The organism is Pseudomonas costantinii (assembly GCF_001870435.1).
In the GTDB taxonomy this organism is placed as follows: domain Bacteria; phylum Pseudomonadota; class Gammaproteobacteria; order Pseudomonadales; family Pseudomonadaceae; genus Aquipseudomonas; species Aquipseudomonas costantinii.
The window spans coordinates 280,187-298,665 of the sequence record NZ_MDDR01000005.1; the positions used below are offsets into that span (position 1 = coordinate 280,187).

Below are 18,479 nucleotides of genomic sequence, written 5' to 3' on the forward strand. Positions count from 1 at the left end.
TAGGTTATTTATTTATGTTTTTACGAACATTTACTGCATAAGAGATAGCCTTTATAAGGAGTCGACCTAATGCATAGCCAATGCATTTCCCCGATATTTTTGATGTGAAAAATGCATATCGATTTGCGCCAGCTTCGCCACTTCATCGCCCTCGCCGAACAACGCAGTTTTGTCGCGGCGGCGTTGGCCGTGAACCTGTCGCAATCGGCGTTCAGTCGCAGCATCCAGGCGTTGGAACACAGCGCCGGTTGCCAACTGGTAGATCGCGGGCGCAAGGACCTGGCGCCGACCAAACAAGGCCAGGTACTGCTCGAACATGCGCGGCGTCTGGTCAGCGGCGCGCAGCAACTGGCCAACGAGATCAGCCAGTTCAATGGCCTGGAGGCGGGTGAGTTGCGCTTCGGCTGTGGCCCGGCACCGGCGGCCGGGTTGATCCCCCGCGCCATCGGCAGTTTTATCGGGCGTTACCCCAAGGCCCGCGTACAGTTCCAGGTGGATGACTGGCAAAGCCTGAGCAAACGCCTGCTGAGCGAAGAGTTCGAATTCTTCGTCGCCGACACCCGCCACTTCGAAGCCAACCCCGACTACCACACCCACCGCCTGCGCGCGCGCCGTTGGTATTTTTGCTGCCGCGCCGGTCACCCGTTGGCCGGGCGCGACAGCGTGAGCGCCGCCGAACTGATGAGTTACCCGCTGGCCGTGACCATTCGCCCGCCGAACCTGCGCAAGGTCATCGTCGACCTCAGCGGTCGCCCCGATTACCTGCCGAATGTGGAATGCGAAAACGGCTATAGCCTGATGGGCGTGGTGTTGCGCTCCGACGCTATCGGTATCGTCAGCGCCAACAGTGACGTGTTGCACATGGCGAGGGGTGAGCTGGTGTGTTTGAAGATTGATGGGCTGGCTGAGGACCTGGAGGAACGGTATACCCGCTATGGCATCGTCAGCCGTGCGGGGTATCGGTTGTCACCGTTGGCGGAGGCGATGATCGAGCAAATCAAACAGATTGATGAGCAAGATGAGGATGTGTGCGCGCTGGAGAATGTCGCTGTTTGACCTGGCGCTATCGCTGGCAGCCGCACCCATGCACTCACTGCATAAAACCCAGTCCCCGAATGCACTTGCCAGCACCCCATCCGAGCGGCGAAAAACGCTGCCTGTCCTCCGTTCGGTGAAACCCCATGTCTCAACCAAAACCCGTGCGCAACGTGCTGTACATCATGTGCGACCAACTGCGCCGCGATTACCTGTCGTGCTATGGCCACGCCCATTTGCACACGCCGAATATCGACCGGCTGGCCGCTGCCGGTGTGCGTTTCAGCCGCGCCTACACCCAAGGCACGATTTGCGGGCCGTCGCGGATGTCGGCGTATACCGGGCGTTATGTCAGCAGCCACCAGGTAGCGTGGAACGCAGTACCACTGCCGCTGGAAGAGCTGACGATTGGCGATTATCTGCGCCCCCACGGCATCCGCACTGCGTTAGTGGGCAAGACTCACGCCACGCCGAATCTGGATGCCTTGCAGCGCTTGAACATCGACCCCGACAGCGCCCAGGCCGAGCCGCTGAATGAAGTCGGGTTCGATGCCTATTTCCGTCACGACGGCATCTATCCCGACAGCCCGCTGTTCGACGACAAACGCGAGTCCGCGCCCTACACCCACTACCTGCGCGAGCAAGGCTACAGCGGCACCAACCCGTGGCATGAATGGGCCAACGCCGCAGAGGGCGAAGGCGGCGAAGTGCTCAGCGGCTGGCACATGCGCAACGCCGGGTTGCCCGCACGCGTGGCGCAAGAACATTCGGAAACCGTCTACACCACTGACCGCGCCATCGACTTTATCGACGAGCAAGGTGAGCAACCGTGGTGCCTGCACCTGTCCTACATCAAACCGCACTGGCCCTATATTGCACCGGCGCCGTATCACGCGCTGTATGGCGCAGAGCACATCCAAGCGCCCATTCAACCTGGAAACGCCAGCGACCACCCGGTGTACCAAGCGTTCCGGCAGCATCAGGAGAGTTTGAATTTTTCCCGTGACGAGGTGCGGCTCACGGTAATTCCAACCTACATGGGCCTGATCAAACAGATCGACGATCAATTGGGGAAGTTGTTCGACTTTCTGCAAAGCAACGGCCGCTGGGACGACACGCTGATCGTGTTCACCAGCGACCACGGCGACTTCCTCGGCGATCATTTCCTCGGCGAAAAAGAATTTCTGCTGGAGCCTGCCGTGGGCGTTCCATTGATCGTGCGCGACCCACGCGCCAGCGCCGATATCAGCCGTGGCACAGTGGACGCGCGTCTTGTCGAAACCATCGATGCCCTGCCGACCTTCCTCGATGCCTTAGGCCTGCCCGCTGCCGACCATCGCCTAGAAGGCCGCTCGCTGATCCCGCTGCTGCACGGTGAACACACCCCCTGGCGCAACTATGCCATCGCCGAATACGACTACGCCTTCCAGGCCCCGGCCCGCGAGCGCCTGGAGCAACCCATCGACCGCTGCCGCATGACCATGGTGCGCAGCGAGCGCTGGAAATACCTGGCCTATGACGGCTTCCGACCGCAACTGTTTGACCTGGAAAACGACCCGCAGGAATTACACGACCTGGGCACCGATCCGGCGTATGCCGAGGTACGCGAGACCCACCTGGGTTATCTGTTCGAATGGTTGCGCGGGCTGAAGCGACGCACCACCATCAGCCACACAGAAATCGATCTACGTGGCCAACGGTTTCGTTATGGTGAGCCGGAGGCGGAGAAAGTGGTGCAGATAGGCGTCTGGTAAACACCACATTTGGACCTGTGCTCGCTTAAAGACCTTTGGTGGTTTTGCTGGTTTGCCCTTGCACGCCCACCGGCACATCACCCTTGAGCGTGACCCGACGCACGATGCGCTCCTGAGTACCGTAGTCGTCCACCGCGTAGTGCTGGGTGGCGCGGTTATCCCAAATCGCTACATCGCCCGCGCTCCAGCGCCATCGCACGGTATTTTCCAGACGGGTAACGTGGCTTTGCAGTAGGTTGAACAACTGTGTCGAATCCGCCTGGGAGTAGCCTTTCAGGCGCTTGACGAAGTGCCCCAGCAACAAGGTTTTCTCGCCGCTGACCGGGTGCACACGCACCACCGGGTGCTCGGTTTCGTACACCGTCGAGGTAAATATTTTGCGGTACTCCTCAAGCTTTTCCGCCGACACATCCGGCTTGCGTCCGGCGTAGTCGTATTCGTTGCTGTGCACCGCCCACAGGTTGTCCGCCAACACTCGCAGCTCGGCGCTGAGGTCGTTGTAGGCACTGGCGGTGTTGGCCCACACCGTGTCACCACCGGACTTGGGCGCCAGCACCGAACGCAAGATCGAGGCTTTCGGGTAGGCGTCGACGAAGGTCACGTCGGTGTGCCACGAGTTGGCACGCTGGCCACGGGTGCCATCGAGCTCCAACAGGAATCGCGTGCCGTCACGCACCGGTACCGTCGGGTGGGCAATCGGCTCGCCGAGCAGGTGAGCAAAGGCTTCCTGGCGCTGGTCATCGAGGTGGGTTTGCTCACGAAAGAAGATCACTTTGTACTGCACCAGCGCCTGCTGGATGGCCTCGACGGTGGCGGCATCCAGGTCACCGGACAGTTTGATGCCACGGATCTCGGCGCCGATGCGGCCGGCAACCGGGTGGATGTCCAGCGCTTGGGCGATGGGTTGAACAGCTAATGCGGCGTTGCTCATTGTGATGACCCTCTGGTGCCTGCTGATGATGGGGACGCTTTCCAGCAACGCTCTATTCATATGCAATTTAGGTCTAGCAAGTGAACAAATGCTTCGTTGACGGAATAAGAGCTTGCATTTAAAACCTCAGCTCCCTCGGTCGCAAATGCCTTCGACCTATTTTTCAGATGCCGGGAAAGCATATGGATCTTCGCCAACTGCGGTACTTCATCGCCCTCAACGAACACCGCAGTTTTGTCCGCGCGGCGGACGCGATGGGCATCACGCAACCCGCGTTCAGCCGCAGCATCCAGGGGCTGGAGCAAGAGTTCGGTTGCGTGCTGGTCGACCGCGGCAACAAGGATTTGCGCCCCACGCCCGAGGGCCAGGTGGTGCTGCAACACGCCCTGAGCCTGGTACATGGCGCCGCCTTGCTGAGCAGTGAAGTCACGCGCATGACCAAACTCGACGCCGGCGACCTGCGCTTTGGTACCGGCCCGGCGCCTGCGGTAAAACTGGTGCCGGATGCGGTGGCGCGCTTTATCAGCGCCCACCCGAAAATCCGCACCAGTTTCCAGGTGGATAACTGGGAAAAACTCAGCCGCGCCCTGAGCCGTGAAGAGATCGAATTTTTTATCGCCGACATTCGCCAGTTCGAAAACGATCCGAACTTCCAGACCCGTGCGCTGACGCCCAAGCGCGGGGTGTTTTTCTGCCGCCCAGGGCACCCGTTGCTGGCCAAGGACAGCCTGTCGACCAACGACATGTTTGACTACCCGCTGGCGTCGCCGCTGATCTCCCAGGGCATTCGCAAACTGTTGGCGAACCTCAGCGGGCGCATGGATTTTTCGCCGAGTATTCAGACCGAGCATTTTCCGGCATTGGTGAAGATCGTGTTGCAGTCGAACGCGATCGGCGTAGGCACCGAAGAAGCATTTGCCGAAGACATCGCCAGGGGCGCGCTGGTGCTGCTGCACTGGCGCAACCTGCCGCAGAACTTGGAGACCATGAGTGCGCGGTGCGGGATTGTCAGCCGCACCGGCTCACGCTTGTCGCCGGCGGCGAAGGCGATGATTGAGACGTTGGTGGAGGTGGACCGCCAGGAGGTTAGTGTGGCGGTTTAAAGGACCTCATTGATCATTCCCACGCAGAGCGTGGGAATGATCGGGTCGCCAAAAACCTTAGAGCCCGGCAGCCGCCAGATTCGGCGCCACCCAATCACTCACCTGAAACGACTTGCGAATCAGCTTTTCTTTCGAAGCCAAATCCACCGCATCCTGCAATTTTCCAAGGAACACCGGGTCCAGAGTCGATGGAAAAATCTCGCTGAGTTTCTCGTTTTTCAAATCACTGCTCAGGATCACCGGTGGATAACTCGCCAGTCCCGACACCAACTCGATGTAAGCCTGCTTGTTGTTGTCATCGGTCAGCCATTGCACAGCCTGCTGTTGGGCCTTGAGCAGTTGGGTGATGACCTCGGGATGCTCATCGACAAATTTGGCGCTGCCCACCAGCACCGCCTGGATGCTGCCCGCTCCTCCGAGATCCTTGGTGGTCAGCGGCAGCTCAGCCAAGCCCTTGGCTTGCAATGCACTCAAGTTCGCACCGCCCCAGGTGGCATCAATCTGCTTGGCGGCCAGCGCGGCACCGGCAGCGTTGAAGTCCAGGTTGATAACTTTCAGGTCTTTCTCACTCAAGCCCTGGCTGGCCAACGCGCTGTCGAATGACAACTGGCTGGCCGTGCCACGAAACACCGCAACGCGTTTGCCCTTGAGGTCTTGCAACGTCTTGATACCGGAACCCGGCACCACACCGAGGTACTGTTTCACGTCGCGTGCCGTGGCACTGAGCAAGCGAGTATCCAGGCCATTGGAGCGGCCGATGATCGCCGCCAGATCGCCAAGATAGGCTAGGTCCACCTGGCCATTGGCGAAGGCTTCATTGATCACCGGGCCTGCGCCCTTGAAGTAATTCCACTGGATCTTGATGCCCTGATCGGCGAAGGCTTTCTCAAAGATCTGCTGTTGGCGCAACACGTCCGTTATACCGCCGCCGCTGTGCTGACTGCCCGCGCTGAGATCGGGCACGGCAATCCGGATTTCCTTGAGGTCGGCAGCGTGTACCAACCCGGCCAGGGCGGTGCCCGCGAACAGGGTGATCAGACGTTTGAAGGGCAGTTTCATAAGCGCAGCTCCTTGTGGGCGAGGGTCGCCTGGGGAGCAGAAAGTAGGCACAACCGAGTCAAAACTTTAAATACTATAAATTCACAATTTAATAGCTTTTTGGACTATGCGAGCTAAAACGCAGGCTCCAGAGGGCTATGCATAAACAGCATCGAAAATATTCTCCGAATGCATTGGATGCGCATTGAGCTGCGGCTTTAAATGACTTTTCTTATCCCTCAATCATCTTGATTACGTTTTTATAAGATCAAAATCACATAACGCCCTCGGCGACAACGGAGGTCCTCCATGGCCCGAATTTCACTTTTGAGCCTACCTCTCGCGGCCCCCTCCAACGGCACTGCGCCGCGCTGGCCGAAGCTGGGCGAGCGCCTACTGCCGTGGCTGCTGCCGCTGGCGCTGTTTGCGCTGTGGTGGCTGGCCAGTCGCAATCATTGGATGAGCGAACAGATTCTGCCGCCGCCGTCGCTGGTATGGAGCAGCGCGGTGGAGTTGGCTGGCGGCGAGTTGTGGAGCCACCTGGCGATCAGCTTGCAACGCTTGTTCTGGGGGTTGCTGGCCGGTATCGGCGCCGGGGCTTTACTCGGTGCTCTGTTGGGTTTCAGTGCACGGGCCGAGCGCCTGATATTCCCGACGTTCAGCGCGCTGTCGCAAGTGCCGACCCTGGCCTGGATCCCGCTGTTCATGGTGTTTTTCGGCATTGGCGAAACCTTGAAACTGGTAGTGCTGGTGAAGGCGATTGTGGTGCCGGTCACCCTGCATACCCTGGTGGGCGTGCGCGACGCCCAGCCCAATTTGCGTGAAGCCGCACGCGTGCTGCGCCTGCCCACTCACCTTTTGATTCGCCGCCTGATCCTGCCCGCCGCGCTGCCGGCATTCATGGCCGGGGTGCGCCTGGCGCTGGCAGCCGGATGGACGTCGTTGCTGGCGGTGGAGTTGCTGGCCTCCAGCGAAGGCATCGGCTACCTGATGGTGTGGGCGCGGCAGTTGTTCATGCTCGATATCGTTTTCGTGTGCATCGTGGTCATCGGCGTACTGGGTGTGGTGATGGATCGCGGCATCGGCTGGCTGGACCGCAAATGGGTGCACTGGCCGCACCCGGCCACCGCGCAGATTCGTCGCGGCCCGCGCTATCAAGGCTGGCAGCACCTGCAACCGTGGTTGCCACCGCTGCTGTTGTTCGCGCTGTGGCAAACAGCGACACACCACGGTTGGGTCGACCCGAACATTCTGGTCAGCCCGTGGGCGGTGCTGCAAACCACCGCAGCGGGCGTCTTGGATGGCAGCCTTTGCGGCGCCCTTGGCAAAAGCCTCGGGCGCACCTTGGGTGGGTTGATTCTGGGCGGCGGCTTGGGCTTCGTCATGGGGCTGTGGCTGGGGCTGTCGCGGCGCAGTGAGCGGGTACTCGGCCCGACCCTGGCCGCGCTGCGCCAGATCGCGATTTTTGCCTGGGTGCCGTTGCTCACCGCCTGGTTTGGCCTGGGCGAATTGGCTAAATGGGTGTTTATCGCCCTCGCCGCCTTCTTCCCGTTGTTTATCGCCACCCAACGCAGCGTGCTGAACCTGTCGCCGCAGCTGCGCGAGGCGGCGCAAGTGCTGCGCCTGAACCTGTTCCAACGGCTACGGCGACTGGTGTTGCCAGGCGCCGCAGCGGGCATTTTCGCCGGCCTGCGCCTGAGCCTGATCTATGCCTGGCTGGGCACCATCGGCGCGGAATATTTCATGCCGTCCAACGGCGGTATCGGCAGCCTGATGATCGGCGCCCAACAACTGCTGCGCATGGACCTGATCATGAGCGGCATGCTCTTGGTCGGCCTTACCGGCGCAGCCCTCAACCTTATCGGCCAACGCATCGAAACCCGCGCCACCCGCTGGAGACACGCATGAACGCACCTATCGTCAGCTTCAACCATGTGGGCAAGACCTTCGATGTCGACGGCTTCGAACTGGAGGCCATTCGTGAATTCAACCTGGAGATTGCCGAGGGCGAATTTGTCGCTATCGTCGGCTCCAGCGGTTGCGGTAAATCCACCCTGCTGCGTCTGCTGGTGGGCCTTGATACGCAGTTTCGCGGCGAGATCCAAGTCGACGGCAAAGCCGTCAGCGGCATCGGTGGCGAGCGTGGCATTGTGTTCCAGGAACACCGTTTGTTCCCCTGGCTGACGGTGGCGGAGAACATCGGCCTGGGCCTGGTCAACGAGCCGCTAAGCGAAGCCGAGCGCAACCGGCGCATCAGCGATTTTATCGAGCTGGTAGGCCTCACTGACTTCACCCGCGCTTATCCGCATCAACTGTCCGGCGGCATGGCGCAACGGGTGGCGATTGCCCGTGGTTTGGTGGCGAGCCCACGCATTCTGTTGTTGGACGAGCCGTTCGGCGCCCTCGATGCATTGACCCGCCAACAGATGCAGGACGAACTGTTGGCAATCCGCGCTCGCGCCAAGATCACCACGGTGCTGGTGACCCACGATGTGGAAGAGGCGATTTTCCTCGCCGACCGTGTGGTGGTGATGGAGCCCCGCCCCGGGCGGATCAAGCAAGTGGTGGACATCGCCCTACCCCATCCGCGCCAGCGCAGCAGTTTCGAATTCCACCAATTGCGCGAAGAACTGCTGCACGAACTGATCAGCGACGACCACTACCAGCCGCCGCTGCGCGAGCAGATCCGCGACCTGCCGCTGGCCTTCATTGCCTGCTAAAAAACCGCCTGCCAGAAAAGGAGTGCCTTAATGCCGCAACGTCCCAATTTCCTTGTGATCCTGGCCGATGACATGGGTTTCTCCGACCTCGGCGCGTTTGGCGGGGAAATCTCCACGCCGCACCTCGACGCCCTGGCGCTGAACGGCCTGCGCCTGACCGACTTTCACACCGCACCCACCTGCTCACCCACCCGCTCAATGCTGCTGACCGGCACCGACCACCATATCGCCGGTATCGGCACCATGGCCGAGGCACTGACCCCGGAGCTGATCGGCAAACCCGGTTACGAGGGCTACCTCAACGATAAGGTGGTAGCCCTGCCGGAACTGCTGCGCGAGGCCGGTTACCAGACCTTGATGAGCGGCAAATGGCACCTGGGCCTGACCGCCGAACTGGCGCCGCATGCCCGTGGCTTCGAGCGTTCGTTCTCGCTGTTGCCGGGGGCGGCCAACCACTATGGTTTCGAGCCGACCTACGATGACACGACGCCCGGCCTGCTCAAGTCCACCCCGGCGCTGTACATCGAGGACGACACCTTCGTCGAGCAACTGCCAGAGGGTTTCTACTCATCGGATGCGTTTGGCGACAAGCTGCTGCAGTACCTCAAGGAGCGCGACCAGGCGCGGCCGTTCTTCGCCTACTTGCCGTTTTCCGCGCCGCATTGGCCGTTGCAGGCCCCCGCGGACATCGTCGATAAATACCGTGGCCGCTACGACGCAGGCCCCGAAGTGCTGCGCCTGGAGCGCCTGGAAAAACTCAAGGCACTGGGGCTGATCGACGCCGATGTGGAGCCGCATCCGCTGATCGAACTGAACACCCAATGGGCCGCCTTGAGTGACGAACAGCGCCAAGTGTCGGCGCGGGCGATGGAAGTGTATGCGGCGATGGTCGAGCGCATGGACTGGAACATCGGTCGGGTGGTGGAGTACCTGCGCAAGCAGGGGCAACTGGATAACACCTTCATTGTGTTCATGTCCGACAACGGCGCGGAAGGTGCGCTGCTGGAAGCTTTCCCCAAGTTCGGGCCAGAACTGCTGACCTACCTGAACCAGCATTACGACAACCGCCTGGAGAACATCGGGCGCGCCAACTCCTACGTCTGGTATGGCCCGTCGTGGGCGCAGGTGGCGACCGCGCCGTCACGGCTGTTCAAGGCGTTTACCACTGAGGGCGGAATTCGCGTGCCAGCGCTGGTGCACTACCCCCGGCTGTCGCTCAAGGGTCGCATCAGTCACGGGTTTGGCACGGTGATGGATATCACGCCGACTATTCTGGATTTGGCCGGTGTGCGCCACCCTGGGAAACAGTGGCGCGGCAAGCCGGTGGCACCGTTGCGGGGTAAGTCGTGGCTGGGCTTCTTGTCCGGCGAAACCGCCGAGGTGCACGACGAGCACACCGTCACCGGCTGGGAGCTGTTCGGCCGCCGCGCGATTCGCCAGGGTCAGTGGAAAGCCGTGTACATCCCCGGCCCTGTGGGGCCGGCGACTTGGCAGCTGTATGACTTGGGCCAAGATCCGGGAGAGATCCATGACTTGGCCTTGAGCCACCCGGACAAACTGGCGACGTTGATCGGCCACTGGCAGCAGTACGTGGACGAAACCGGCGTGATACTCAGCGCATCGCCGTTTCAGCCGGATTGAGCTGGGCGTCGGGGCGCTCCTGGCGCTCAAGTCGATTGGCCCGGGCGAACGTGCCGAAATCATTGAAGCGCACACCCATCTGCGCCATCACTTTGTGCGCCACCTTGGCCGTCATCTGCCGGATGTAAAACGGCTCCTTCACCACAAAATGGTGGATGCCGTGGGTGCTGCCGAAGTTGAAGCAGAACGCTTGCAACGGCCACATCCACCACGGGTTGAGCACCTGGGTTTGCTGGATCACATTGCCCAGCTCCACATCGCCGTAGTAGTGCATGTTGGAGCTGACAAAGTGCAGGCAAAAGGTGCGCAGCACGTTGGGGCCGATGATCACCACGGCGGCGATATCGATCACCTGCATCATCTGTAAGGTGCCGGCGGACCATTCAATCGGCGTGCCCATCAGGCTGGCGATGCCATTCGCCGCATGGAAGCCGAGAAACACATACCACGCGCCCCAATGCAGCAACGCCAGCGGCGCATACACCAGCAGCGAGCGCTTGAGAATCTTGAGTTTGTGGTTCCAGGTCTTGGCGCGCAGCATGCGAATAAACGCCGACATCACGTTATCGCCCACCATCAGCAAACGCGCGAAGCCCCAGGGCTCACCGTTGGTGATGGCGCGCTCTTCCATATCGGTCTCGGTGCCGGAAACCTTGTGATGGTTAAGGTGCAAATGGCGACGTATCCACGGGTTGATGGTGCTCGGCCTCGCCAGCCACACCAGCCCCATCATCAGGTTGTGCGGCACGCGCTGTTTGCGAAAGTACATGCTGTGGATCAGGTCGTGTTCCAATTCGTGGGTCAGCGAGGCGAGGAAGGCGTTGAGCAACAGGCAGGCCCACCACGCCATATGCCCGGTGATGTAGAGGGCCGCCGAGCCGAGCATGCCGACTAACGCAAACGCCAGGATGCCCGCGCCCAGCGCGTCCTGATGCAGCAGCCAGGGGTGTTGCTGGCGCAACCTGACGCCTTCGGCCAGCACCACTTCACGGATTTGCGCTGAACGTTGTTGCGCGTTCATCTGTTGGGGACTTGCAGAAGTACCGTCCATGCTTCCATCCTCTGGTTATTGATGTGTCTATCCTGCCCCAAGCGATCCGGCAGGACGCTAGCTCCGGACGCCAACCTGTTGACCGCAAGCGCCAATCGCCATGACTGAACCCACCTCCCTCGCCAGCTGGACCCGCGCCTTGCGCAAACAGCTCGACGCCCTGGACCTCGACAGCGCGGCGCTGTGCGCCCAGGCCGGGCTCGACCCGCAACTGATGGACGACCCCAACGCGCGCTACCCGTTGTCCGCTACCACGCGCCTGTGGGAGCTGGCGGTACAGGCCAGCGGCGATCCGGCGATTGGTTTGCGAGTGTCGCGGTTTGTCAGCCCCACCACCTTTCATGCGCTGGGCTATGCCCTAGTGGCCAGCGGCAGTTTGCGCGAAGTGTTCGAGCGCATCGTGCGCTATCACCAGGTGGTCAGCGATGCCCTGACGCTGGAGCTTAGTCGAGACGGCGAGCGCTATCGTTTTCGCCTGCTGCAACCCACGGGGAGCCCGGCGCCGGCGCGAGAGGCCATCGATGCGTTTGCGGCGATCTACGTGCGCACCTGCCGCAACCGTCTAGGCCGCGACTATGCGCCGCTGGCGGTGTACTTGCAGCGGCCGGAACCGGCTGATCCCAAGCCATGGCACAGCGTGTTTCGTGCGCCGGTGTTTTTTGGTGCCCAAGAAGATCGGCTGGAATTTGCGGCCCATGACTTCGACAGCCATCTGGATGACGCCAACCCGGAGTTGGCCGAACACAATGAAACCGTGCTCAAGCGCACCCTCGCCCAACTGCAACCGCTGACCTGGGAGCGCAAGGTGCGCAGGGTCATTGAGGCGCAACTGCCGGATGGCGAGCCGAGTGCCGAACGGGTTGCCCAGGCGCTGCACCTGAGCCTGCGCAGCTTGCAGCGGCATCTGGCGGATGAAGGGTGTCGGTTTGATGCGTTGCTTAATGAGTGCCGGGAGAATTTGGCGTTGTTGCACCTGCGAGACCCACAGTGTTCGTTGGCCGAAGTCAGTCATTTGCTGGGGTTTGCCGATACCAGCAGTTTTAATCGGGCATTCAAGCGGTGGACGGGGATCACGCCAGGGCAATTTCGGGATGGGTTGCGATAGATGGATTTGTGGTGGTTATGAGGGCCATATCGCGGGCAAGCCCGGCTCAAATGTGGGAGCTGGCTTGCCTGCGATGGCGCCAAATCAATCAGCGCGCACGATCGCGCCGCAATAATTTCTTAACCCGTGCCACTAATGCCTTGGCCTCAAACGGCTTGAGCAAATAATCATCCTCATGCAGCTCCAACCCGCGCAAGCGGTCCTCAATCCCGCCCGGCGTGGTCAAGAACAACACCGGCGTTTCACCCTTCAACCGAATCGCCTGCTGCAACTTCCAGGCATTCAACCCGGGCAGCATCACATCCAGGATCACCAGGTCGTACTCGGTGCTTTCAACAAAGCGCAACGCCGCCATGCCATTGGCCGCGACTTCCACGGTGTAGCTGGCCTCGTTCAAGCCTTGGGCCATCCGCAGCGCCTCGTCGGATTCATGTTCCACTAACAGCACGCGCATAACACACCTCGATTAATCAGGCATGCAGGCTAACACTCTCAGGTGTGCGCCGCCTCACGCAGCCGCTGTATGTCGAGAATCTCAATCTCGCCATAGCCCAAACGCACGACGCCTTGAGCTTGCAGGTCCTTGAGCAACGCATTGGCAGTCTGGCGCGACAGGCTCAACATCGCCGCCAGGTCTTCCTGGGGCAGTTGCAGCACGCGGCGCGAGTGTTCGATGTCGCCATAGCCTTCAACGATCATCAATAACCGATGGGCCAATCGAACCGACGCAGGCATCAGGCTCAGTTGCTCGATGTTGATAAAGCTCAGGCGCAGTTTCTGGCTCATCAGCAACGCCAGGTCGCGCCAATACTGCGGGGTTTCATCGAGAATGCTCAGCAGTGCCTGCTGCGGCACCTGCAACAGCGTGCACGACCCCACGGCGCAGGCGTCATGGGTACGCGGTAAGCCGTCGAACAGGCAAATTTCGCCGAACCAGTAAGGCAACTCCACCAGGCTCAATATCGCTTCCTTGCCGTGCTCATTCACCGCGCTGATGCGCAGGCTGCCGTCGAGCACCGCATACAAGCCACAGGGCGGGTCGCCGCGTTTGAACAGGTATTGCCCCGCCGTCAGCTGCCGCAGCCGGGCCTGGGCCAGCAAGCTATTCTGAAACGCTACAGGCAGGTGGCTGAACCAATGACCGGTGGCCAGCTGTGGGTGCCATTTCTCTGCGTCCATGAGAACTCCGAAGATTGTCGCCCAGCTGACAGTCAGTCGCAGGCTGACAGGGCATGATCAAACATCCTACAGGAGGAACAACAATGAAAAGCCTCGTCGACCACCTCAGTCAATACGCCGCCTACCACCGCGACCCGCGCAATATTGCCAGCCACTTTATCGGCATCCCGCTGATTGTGGTGGCCGTGGCGGTGCTGCTATCACGCCCCGAATGGGCGGTGGGCGGGCTCTGGCTCTCGCCGGCAGTGATTTTGGCGCTGTTTTCGGCGTGGTTTTACCTGCGCCTGGAACTGGCGCTGGGCGTGCTGATGACGGTGCTGATGGGCTTGTCGGTATGGGCGGGGCATGTGCTGGCGGCGCAAAGCACAATGGTGTGGCTCAGCAGCGGCATCGGGATGTTTGTGGTGGGCTGGGTGATTCAGTTTGTCGGGCACTACTACGAAGGTAAAAAGCCGGCGTTTGTGGATGACGTGTCGGGGCTTATCGTCGGGCCGCTGTTTGTGGTGGCTGAGTTGGCGTTTCTGGTGGGGTTGCGGGGGGATTTGAAACAGCAAATTGAGGCGCGGTCCGGGCCGGCGGCTCGCCGGGTTGATCGTTCCCACGCTCTGCGTGGGCATGCAGCCCAGGACGCTCCGCGTCCCAAAGCGTGACGCAGAGCGTCACAAGAGGCGTTCCCACGCGGAGCGTGGGAACGATCTTTATGTCAGGCTTTTTGCCACACCTTGGGTTTGAAGAACAGGGTCTCGCCACGGGCCAGGCCGGTCAGGCTGTCGTGGTCTTTCACCACTTCGGCTTCGATCAGCTCGCTTTGGCCTTCGACCTTCAAGGTCACCCGAGTCGTTGCACCGAGTGGGCGGATATCCCGCACCTCAGCCGCATGGTGATCTTCCAGTTCATGGCGCGACAGCGACACTTCATGCGGACGGAACAACACGTGGTTGTCTTCACCCAGGTGCAGACGGTTCGAATCACCGAGGAAGTGGTAAACAAAGTCGCTGGCCGGGTTTTCGTAGACTTCACCCGGTGAGCCGATCTGCTCGATCACACCCTTGTTCATCACCACGATACGGTCGGCGACTTCCATGGCCTCTTCCTGGTCGTGAGTCACGAACACCGAGGTCAGGTTGATGTCTTCGTGCAGGCGCGCCAGCCAGCGGCGCAGCTCTTTACGCACCTTGGCGTCGAGGGCGCCGAACGGTTCGTCCAGCAGCAACACTTTTGGTTCTACCGCCAGTGCACGGGCCAGCGCGATACGCTGGCGCTGGCCACCGGAGAGTTGCTCCGGGTAGCGATCGGACAGCCAATCCAATTGCACCATGTTCAGCAGTTCGTGAACCTTGCTCGCGATCTGGCTTTCAGTCGGGCGCTGGTTTTTCGGCTTCATGCGCAGGCCGAAGGCGACGTTGTCGAACACGGTCATGTGGCGGAACAGCGCGTAGTGCTGGAACACAAAACCGACGTTGCGATCACGCACGTCGTGGCCGGACACGTCTTCACCGTGGAACACGATGCTGCCGGCATCCGGGGTTTCCAGGCCGGCGATGATGCGCAGCAAGGTGGTCTTGCCGCAGCCGGACGGGCCGAGCAACGCCACCAGCTCGCCACTCTGGATATCCAGATTGATGCTGTTCAGGGCCTTGAAGGCGTTGAAATTCTTGCTGACATTACGGACTTCGATCGACATGACTTATTCCTCAGCCGCACCGGCGCGCAGGCGATTTATACGGTTCTCGCTCCACTGCTTGAGCAGCAGGATGAAGAGCGCCAGGATCAGCAACAGACTCGCCACCGCAAACGCGGCAACGTGGTTGTATTCGTTGTAGAGAATCTCGACGTGCAGCGGCAGGGTATTGGTCACGCCGCGAATGTGGCCGGACACCACCGACACCGCGCCGAACTCACCCATCGCCCGTGCAGTACACAACACCACGCCGTAGATCAGGCCCCATTTGATGTTCGGCACGGTCACATGCCAGAACATCTGCCAGCCATTGGCGCCCAGCAGGCGCGCTGCCTCTTCTTCCTGGGTGCCCTGTTCCTGCATCAGCGGGATCAGCTCACGGGCTACGAAGGGCACGGTGACGAAGATGGTCGCCAGCACGATGCCGGGCAAGGCGAACACGATCTGGATGTCATGCGCTTGCAGCCATGGGCCGAAGAAACCCTGGGCGCCGAACATCAGCACATAGACCAAACCTGCGATCACTGGCGATACCGAGAACGGCAGGTCGATCAGCGTCACCAGGATGCTCTTGCCACGGAACGAGTACTTGCTCACGCACCAGGCGGCGCTGACCCCGAACACCACGTTGAGCGGCACTGAAATCGCCACGGCGATCACCGTGAGTTTCAGCGCCGACAGCGCGTCGGGTTCGAGGATCGCCGTGAAGAACGCGCCGAGGCCATTCTTCAAGCCCTGGGTCACCACGATCAGCAGCGGCAGTAGCAGGAACAGCGCGAACACCAGCCAGCCAAGGCTGATCAGGATGCGTCGGGACACCGCGCTGCCACGACGGGCAGCGTTGGCCGAGGACGCGGCGGAAATAGACGATTGGGACATGTTCCGCGCCTCCTTATGGACGTTCGATGCGCCGCTGCAACAAGTTGATCAGCAGCAGCAGGACAAAGGAAACCACCAGCATCAGCACGCCGATAGAGGTGGCGCCGCGGTAGTCGTACTGGTCGAGTTTGACCATGATCAGCAGCGGCAGGATCTCGGTTTTCATCGGCATGTTGCCGGCGATGAAAATCACCGAACCATACTCGCCGACACCGCGGGCGAAGGCCAGCGCAAAGCCGGTCAGCCAGGCGGGTAGCAACGCGGGGACGAGGATGTAGCGGAATACCTGCAACGGCTTGGCGCCCAGGCAGGCAGCGGCTTCTTCGATTTCCCGGGGGATATCGGCCAGTACCGGCTGCACCGTGCGCACCACGAATGGCAGCGTGACGAAGGTCAGTGCCAGGGTGATGCCCAACGGGGTGTAGGCGATCTTGAAGCCCAAGTCCGCAGCAAACTGGCCGACCAGACCGTTGGGTGTGTACAACGCGGTCAGCGCGATACCGGCGACGGCGGTGGGCAGCGCGAACGGCAAGTCGATCATCGCATCGATGATCTTGCGGCCGGGGAAGGTATAGCGCACCAGCACCCAGGCCAGCAGCGTGCCGATCACACCGTTGATGATCGCGGCGTACAACGCCGTGCCGAAGCTCAGTTTCAACGCCGCCAGCACGCGCGGGGCGGAAATGATGGCCCAGAACTGTTCCCAGGTGAGTTGAGCGGCATGTACAAACATCGCCGCGAGGGGGATGAGTACGATCAGGCTGAGGTACACCACGGTGTAGCCCAGCGTCAGCCCGAAGCCGGGTATGACGGGGGAAATACGACGCGACATAAGAGTCCTTGGTTAGCGGAACGGACACGCAAAGCCCGCAGGTGAATGCGGGCTCTGTGGGCTGCTTAGTTCACGGCTTACTGCGCCGTGTAGATCTGGTCGAACACGCCACCGTCATTGAAGAATTTCGGTTGGGCAGTTTTCCAGCCGCCGAAGTCTTTGTCGATAGTCACCAGGTCCAGTTTCGGGAACTGCTGAGCGTATTTGGCGGCAACTTTTGCATCGCGTGGGCGGTAGAAGTTCTTCGCCGCAATCTCCTGGCCAGCCGGGCTGTACAGGTGTTTCAGGTATTCAGTCGCGATCTCGGTGTTGCCCTTTTTCTCGGCGTTCTTGTCGACCACGGCCACCGGCGGCTCGGCCAGGATCGACAGGGAAGGCACGACGATGTCGAACTTGTCAGCGCCGCCATCTTCTTTCAGGGCCAGAAAGGCTTCGTTTTCCCAAGCCAGCAACACGTCACCTTGACCGTTGTTGACGAAGGTGATGGTCGAGCCGCGAGCACCGGTGTCCAGCACAGGCACGTGTTTGAACAGCTCTTTCACGTATTCCTGGGCCTTGGCTTCGCTGCCACCGGCTTTCAGGCCGTAGGCCCAGGCGGCGAGGAAGTTCCAGCGTGCACCGCCGGAGGTTTTCGGGTTCGGGGTAATCACCGAGACGTCTTTCTTGATCAGATCGCCCCAATCCTTGATGCCTTTAGGGTTGCCCTTGCGCACCAGGAACACGATGGTCGAGGTGTACGGGGTGCTGGCGTCCGGCAGACGGGTTTGCCAGTTTTCCGGCAAGGTCTTACCCAACTTGGCGATTTCGTCGATGTCGCCGGCCAGGGCCAGGGTCACTACGTCGGCGCGCAGGCCGTCGATCACCGCCCGGCCTTGTTTGCCCGAACCACCGTGGGATTGCTGGATCTTGACGTTGTCACCTGGGTGCGACTGTTTCCAGAAGTTGGTGAACTCAGCGTTGTAGTCCTGGTACAGCTCACGGGTAGGGTCGTACGAGACGTTGAGCAACTCGTAGTCCTTGGCAACGGCGGAACCGGCAAACACGGCACTGGCCAGTGCAGCCAGGGCGTAACGGCGAATCGACGACATAGAAGGCTCCTGAAATTCTTGGGTGTTGGCTTTTTCTTATAGTTGCGGGTCTAGCTAGCATGCGAATCGCCGGTGGTGCTTAAGCCGGTTTGTTACCTGGGTTCTGCAAACGGAATTTTTCTTTGCGTTCGATCTGAACCACTTGGGCGTTGTGCACAGTGATTTCCACCGCGCCAAACCGCAGATCGCGCAAGGCGCTCTGGATCTCACGCAAAATAGCTGCTTCGTCCTGGCCGTCGACGCTACGTAGAGATGCGCTCATGGTCTCGCTCCTGAAATGAATAGTGCCTCGCAGTGGCGGCACTGCTTGTGGCGTGAGGGCGATAGTAGATAAGCGGGGATATTCTTAAAAATACTATTTAAGAATGTTTATATAACCAGAAAGAATTTTCTGGCAGGACGTGGGGTTGCGAGGGGTTTCAGCGTGAAAATACTGATACAT

At 60.6% G+C, this 18,479-nt stretch carries 18 protein-coding genes; 8 read left to right on the plus strand and 10 right to left on the minus strand.

Annotated elements, in window-relative coordinates:
- The first annotated feature begins 111 nt into the window (after window positions 1-111).
- Window positions 112-1,056, plus strand: coding sequence for a LysR family transcriptional regulator (locus tag BFL40_RS03355; protein ID WP_071482513.1), 945 nt, complete (start codon window positions 112-114; stop codon window positions 1,054-1,056).
- Between the two features lie 125 nt (window positions 1,057-1,181).
- A complete protein-coding gene (locus BFL40_RS03360) occupies window positions 1,182-2,789 on the plus strand; it encodes an alkaline phosphatase family protein (protein WP_071482512.1) in 1,608 nt (535 codons plus the stop codon).
- Between the two features lie 25 nt (window positions 2,790-2,814).
- Here BFL40_RS03360 and BFL40_RS03365 read toward each other — a convergent pair whose 3' ends face one another.
- Window positions 2,815-3,720, minus strand: a complete 906-nt coding sequence (locus BFL40_RS03365) for a TauD/TfdA dioxygenase family protein (RefSeq protein WP_071482511.1) — start codon at window positions 3,718-3,720, stop codon at window positions 2,815-2,817.
- A gap of 182 nt (window positions 3,721-3,902) precedes the next feature.
- Between BFL40_RS03365 and BFL40_RS03370 the strand changes: the two genes are divergently transcribed.
- Window positions 3,903-4,823, plus strand: a complete 921-nt coding sequence (locus tag BFL40_RS03370) for a LysR family transcriptional regulator (RefSeq protein ID WP_071482510.1) — start codon at window positions 3,903-3,905, stop codon at window positions 4,821-4,823.
- A 57-nt stretch (window positions 4,824-4,880) separates the two neighbouring features.
- Here BFL40_RS03370 and BFL40_RS03375 read toward each other — a convergent pair whose 3' ends face one another.
- A complete protein-coding gene (locus BFL40_RS03375) occupies window positions 4,881-5,882 on the minus strand; it encodes an ABC transporter substrate-binding protein (RefSeq protein WP_071482509.1) in 1,002 nt (333 codons plus the stop codon).
- A 288-nt stretch (window positions 5,883-6,170) separates the two neighbouring features.
- Between BFL40_RS03375 and BFL40_RS03380 the strand changes: the two genes are divergently transcribed.
- Genes BFL40_RS03380 through BFL40_RS03390 form a run of 3 tightly spaced genes read left to right on the plus strand, consistent with a single transcriptional unit; the run spans window position 6,171 to window position 10,222 of the window.
- The gene (locus tag BFL40_RS03380; RefSeq protein WP_071482508.1) at window positions 6,171-7,769 is read left to right on the plus strand and encodes an ABC transporter permease; all 1,599 of its coding nucleotides are present in this window, start codon (window positions 6,171-6,173) and stop codon (window positions 7,767-7,769) included.
- Window positions 7,766-8,581, plus strand: a complete 816-nt coding sequence (locus BFL40_RS03385) for an ABC transporter ATP-binding protein (protein ID WP_071482507.1) — start codon at window positions 7,766-7,768, stop codon at window positions 8,579-8,581. Before BFL40_RS03380 ends, BFL40_RS03385 begins: the two co-directional genes overlap by 4 nt.
- Window positions 8,582-8,611: 30 nt before the next feature.
- The gene (locus BFL40_RS03390) at window positions 8,612-10,222 is read left to right on the plus strand and encodes an arylsulfatase (RefSeq protein ID WP_071482506.1); all 1,611 of its coding nucleotides are present in this window, start codon (window positions 8,612-8,614) and stop codon (window positions 10,220-10,222) included.
- On the opposite strand, the gene BFL40_RS03395 is transcribed toward BFL40_RS03390, so the two are convergent.
- Complete coding sequence (locus BFL40_RS03395) at window positions 10,194-11,273, minus strand: fatty acid desaturase (protein ID WP_071482505.1); 1,080 nt, start codon at window positions 11,271-11,273, stop codon at window positions 10,194-10,196. The genes BFL40_RS03390 and BFL40_RS03395 overlap by 29 nt on opposite strands.
- Window positions 11,274-11,373: 100 nt before the next feature.
- On the opposite strand from BFL40_RS03395, the gene BFL40_RS03400 reads away from it, so the two are divergent.
- Window positions 11,374-12,378 carry an AraC family transcriptional regulator gene (locus BFL40_RS03400; RefSeq protein WP_071482504.1) on the plus strand — a complete coding sequence of 335 codons (1,005 nt, stop codon included), beginning with the start codon at window positions 11,374-11,376 and terminating at the stop codon, window positions 12,376-12,378.
- 88 nt (window positions 12,379-12,466) lie between these two features.
- Here the strand turns inward: BFL40_RS03400 and BFL40_RS03405 are convergent, their stop codons facing one another.
- Together BFL40_RS03405 and BFL40_RS03410 are read right to left on the minus strand one after the other, a co-directional pair.
- Entirely contained in the window at window positions 12,467-12,832 is a 366-nt protein-coding gene (locus BFL40_RS03405; RefSeq protein WP_071482503.1) for a response regulator, read from the minus strand.
- Between the two features lie 38 nt (window positions 12,833-12,870).
- Window positions 12,871-13,557 carry a Crp/Fnr family transcriptional regulator gene (locus BFL40_RS03410; protein WP_071482502.1) on the minus strand — a complete coding sequence of 229 codons (687 nt, stop codon included), beginning with the start codon at window positions 13,555-13,557 and terminating at the stop codon, window positions 12,871-12,873.
- An 83-nt stretch (window positions 13,558-13,640) separates the two neighbouring features.
- On the opposite strand from BFL40_RS03410, the gene BFL40_RS03415 reads away from it, so the two are divergent.
- Entirely contained in the window at window positions 13,641-14,207 is a 567-nt protein-coding gene (locus BFL40_RS03415; RefSeq protein ID WP_071482501.1) for an Mpo1 family 2-hydroxy fatty acid dioxygenase, read from the plus strand.
- A 53-nt stretch (window positions 14,208-14,260) separates the two neighbouring features.
- On the opposite strand, the gene BFL40_RS03420 is transcribed toward BFL40_RS03415, so the two are convergent.
- From BFL40_RS03420 to oscA, 5 genes are all read right to left on the minus strand, one after another.
- A complete protein-coding gene (locus BFL40_RS03420) occupies window positions 14,261-15,241 on the minus strand; it encodes a sulfate/molybdate ABC transporter ATP-binding protein (protein ID WP_071482500.1) in 981 nt (326 codons plus the stop codon).
- A 3-nt stretch (window positions 15,242-15,244) separates the two neighbouring features.
- Window positions 15,245-16,117: a sulfate ABC transporter permease subunit CysW gene (cysW, locus tag BFL40_RS03425; RefSeq protein ID WP_071482499.1), complete on the minus strand. Its 873-nt coding sequence runs from the start codon at window positions 16,115-16,117 to the stop codon at window positions 15,245-15,247.
- 13 nt (window positions 16,118-16,130) lie between these two features.
- A complete protein-coding gene (gene cysT, locus BFL40_RS03430; RefSeq protein WP_071482498.1) occupies window positions 16,131-16,949 on the minus strand; it encodes a sulfate ABC transporter permease subunit CysT in 819 nt (272 codons plus the stop codon).
- 77 nt (window positions 16,950-17,026) lie between these two features.
- On the minus strand, window positions 17,027-18,037 hold the full coding sequence (locus BFL40_RS03435; RefSeq protein ID WP_016975030.1) for a sulfate ABC transporter substrate-binding protein: 1,011 nt from the start codon (window positions 18,035-18,037) through the stop codon (window positions 17,027-17,029).
- A 79-nt stretch (window positions 18,038-18,116) separates the two neighbouring features.
- The gene (gene oscA / locus BFL40_RS03440) at window positions 18,117-18,299 is read right to left on the minus strand and encodes a sulfur starvation response protein OscA (protein WP_010565387.1); all 183 of its coding nucleotides are present in this window, start codon (window positions 18,297-18,299) and stop codon (window positions 18,117-18,119) included.
- Between the last annotated feature and the right edge of the window lie 180 nt (window positions 18,300-18,479).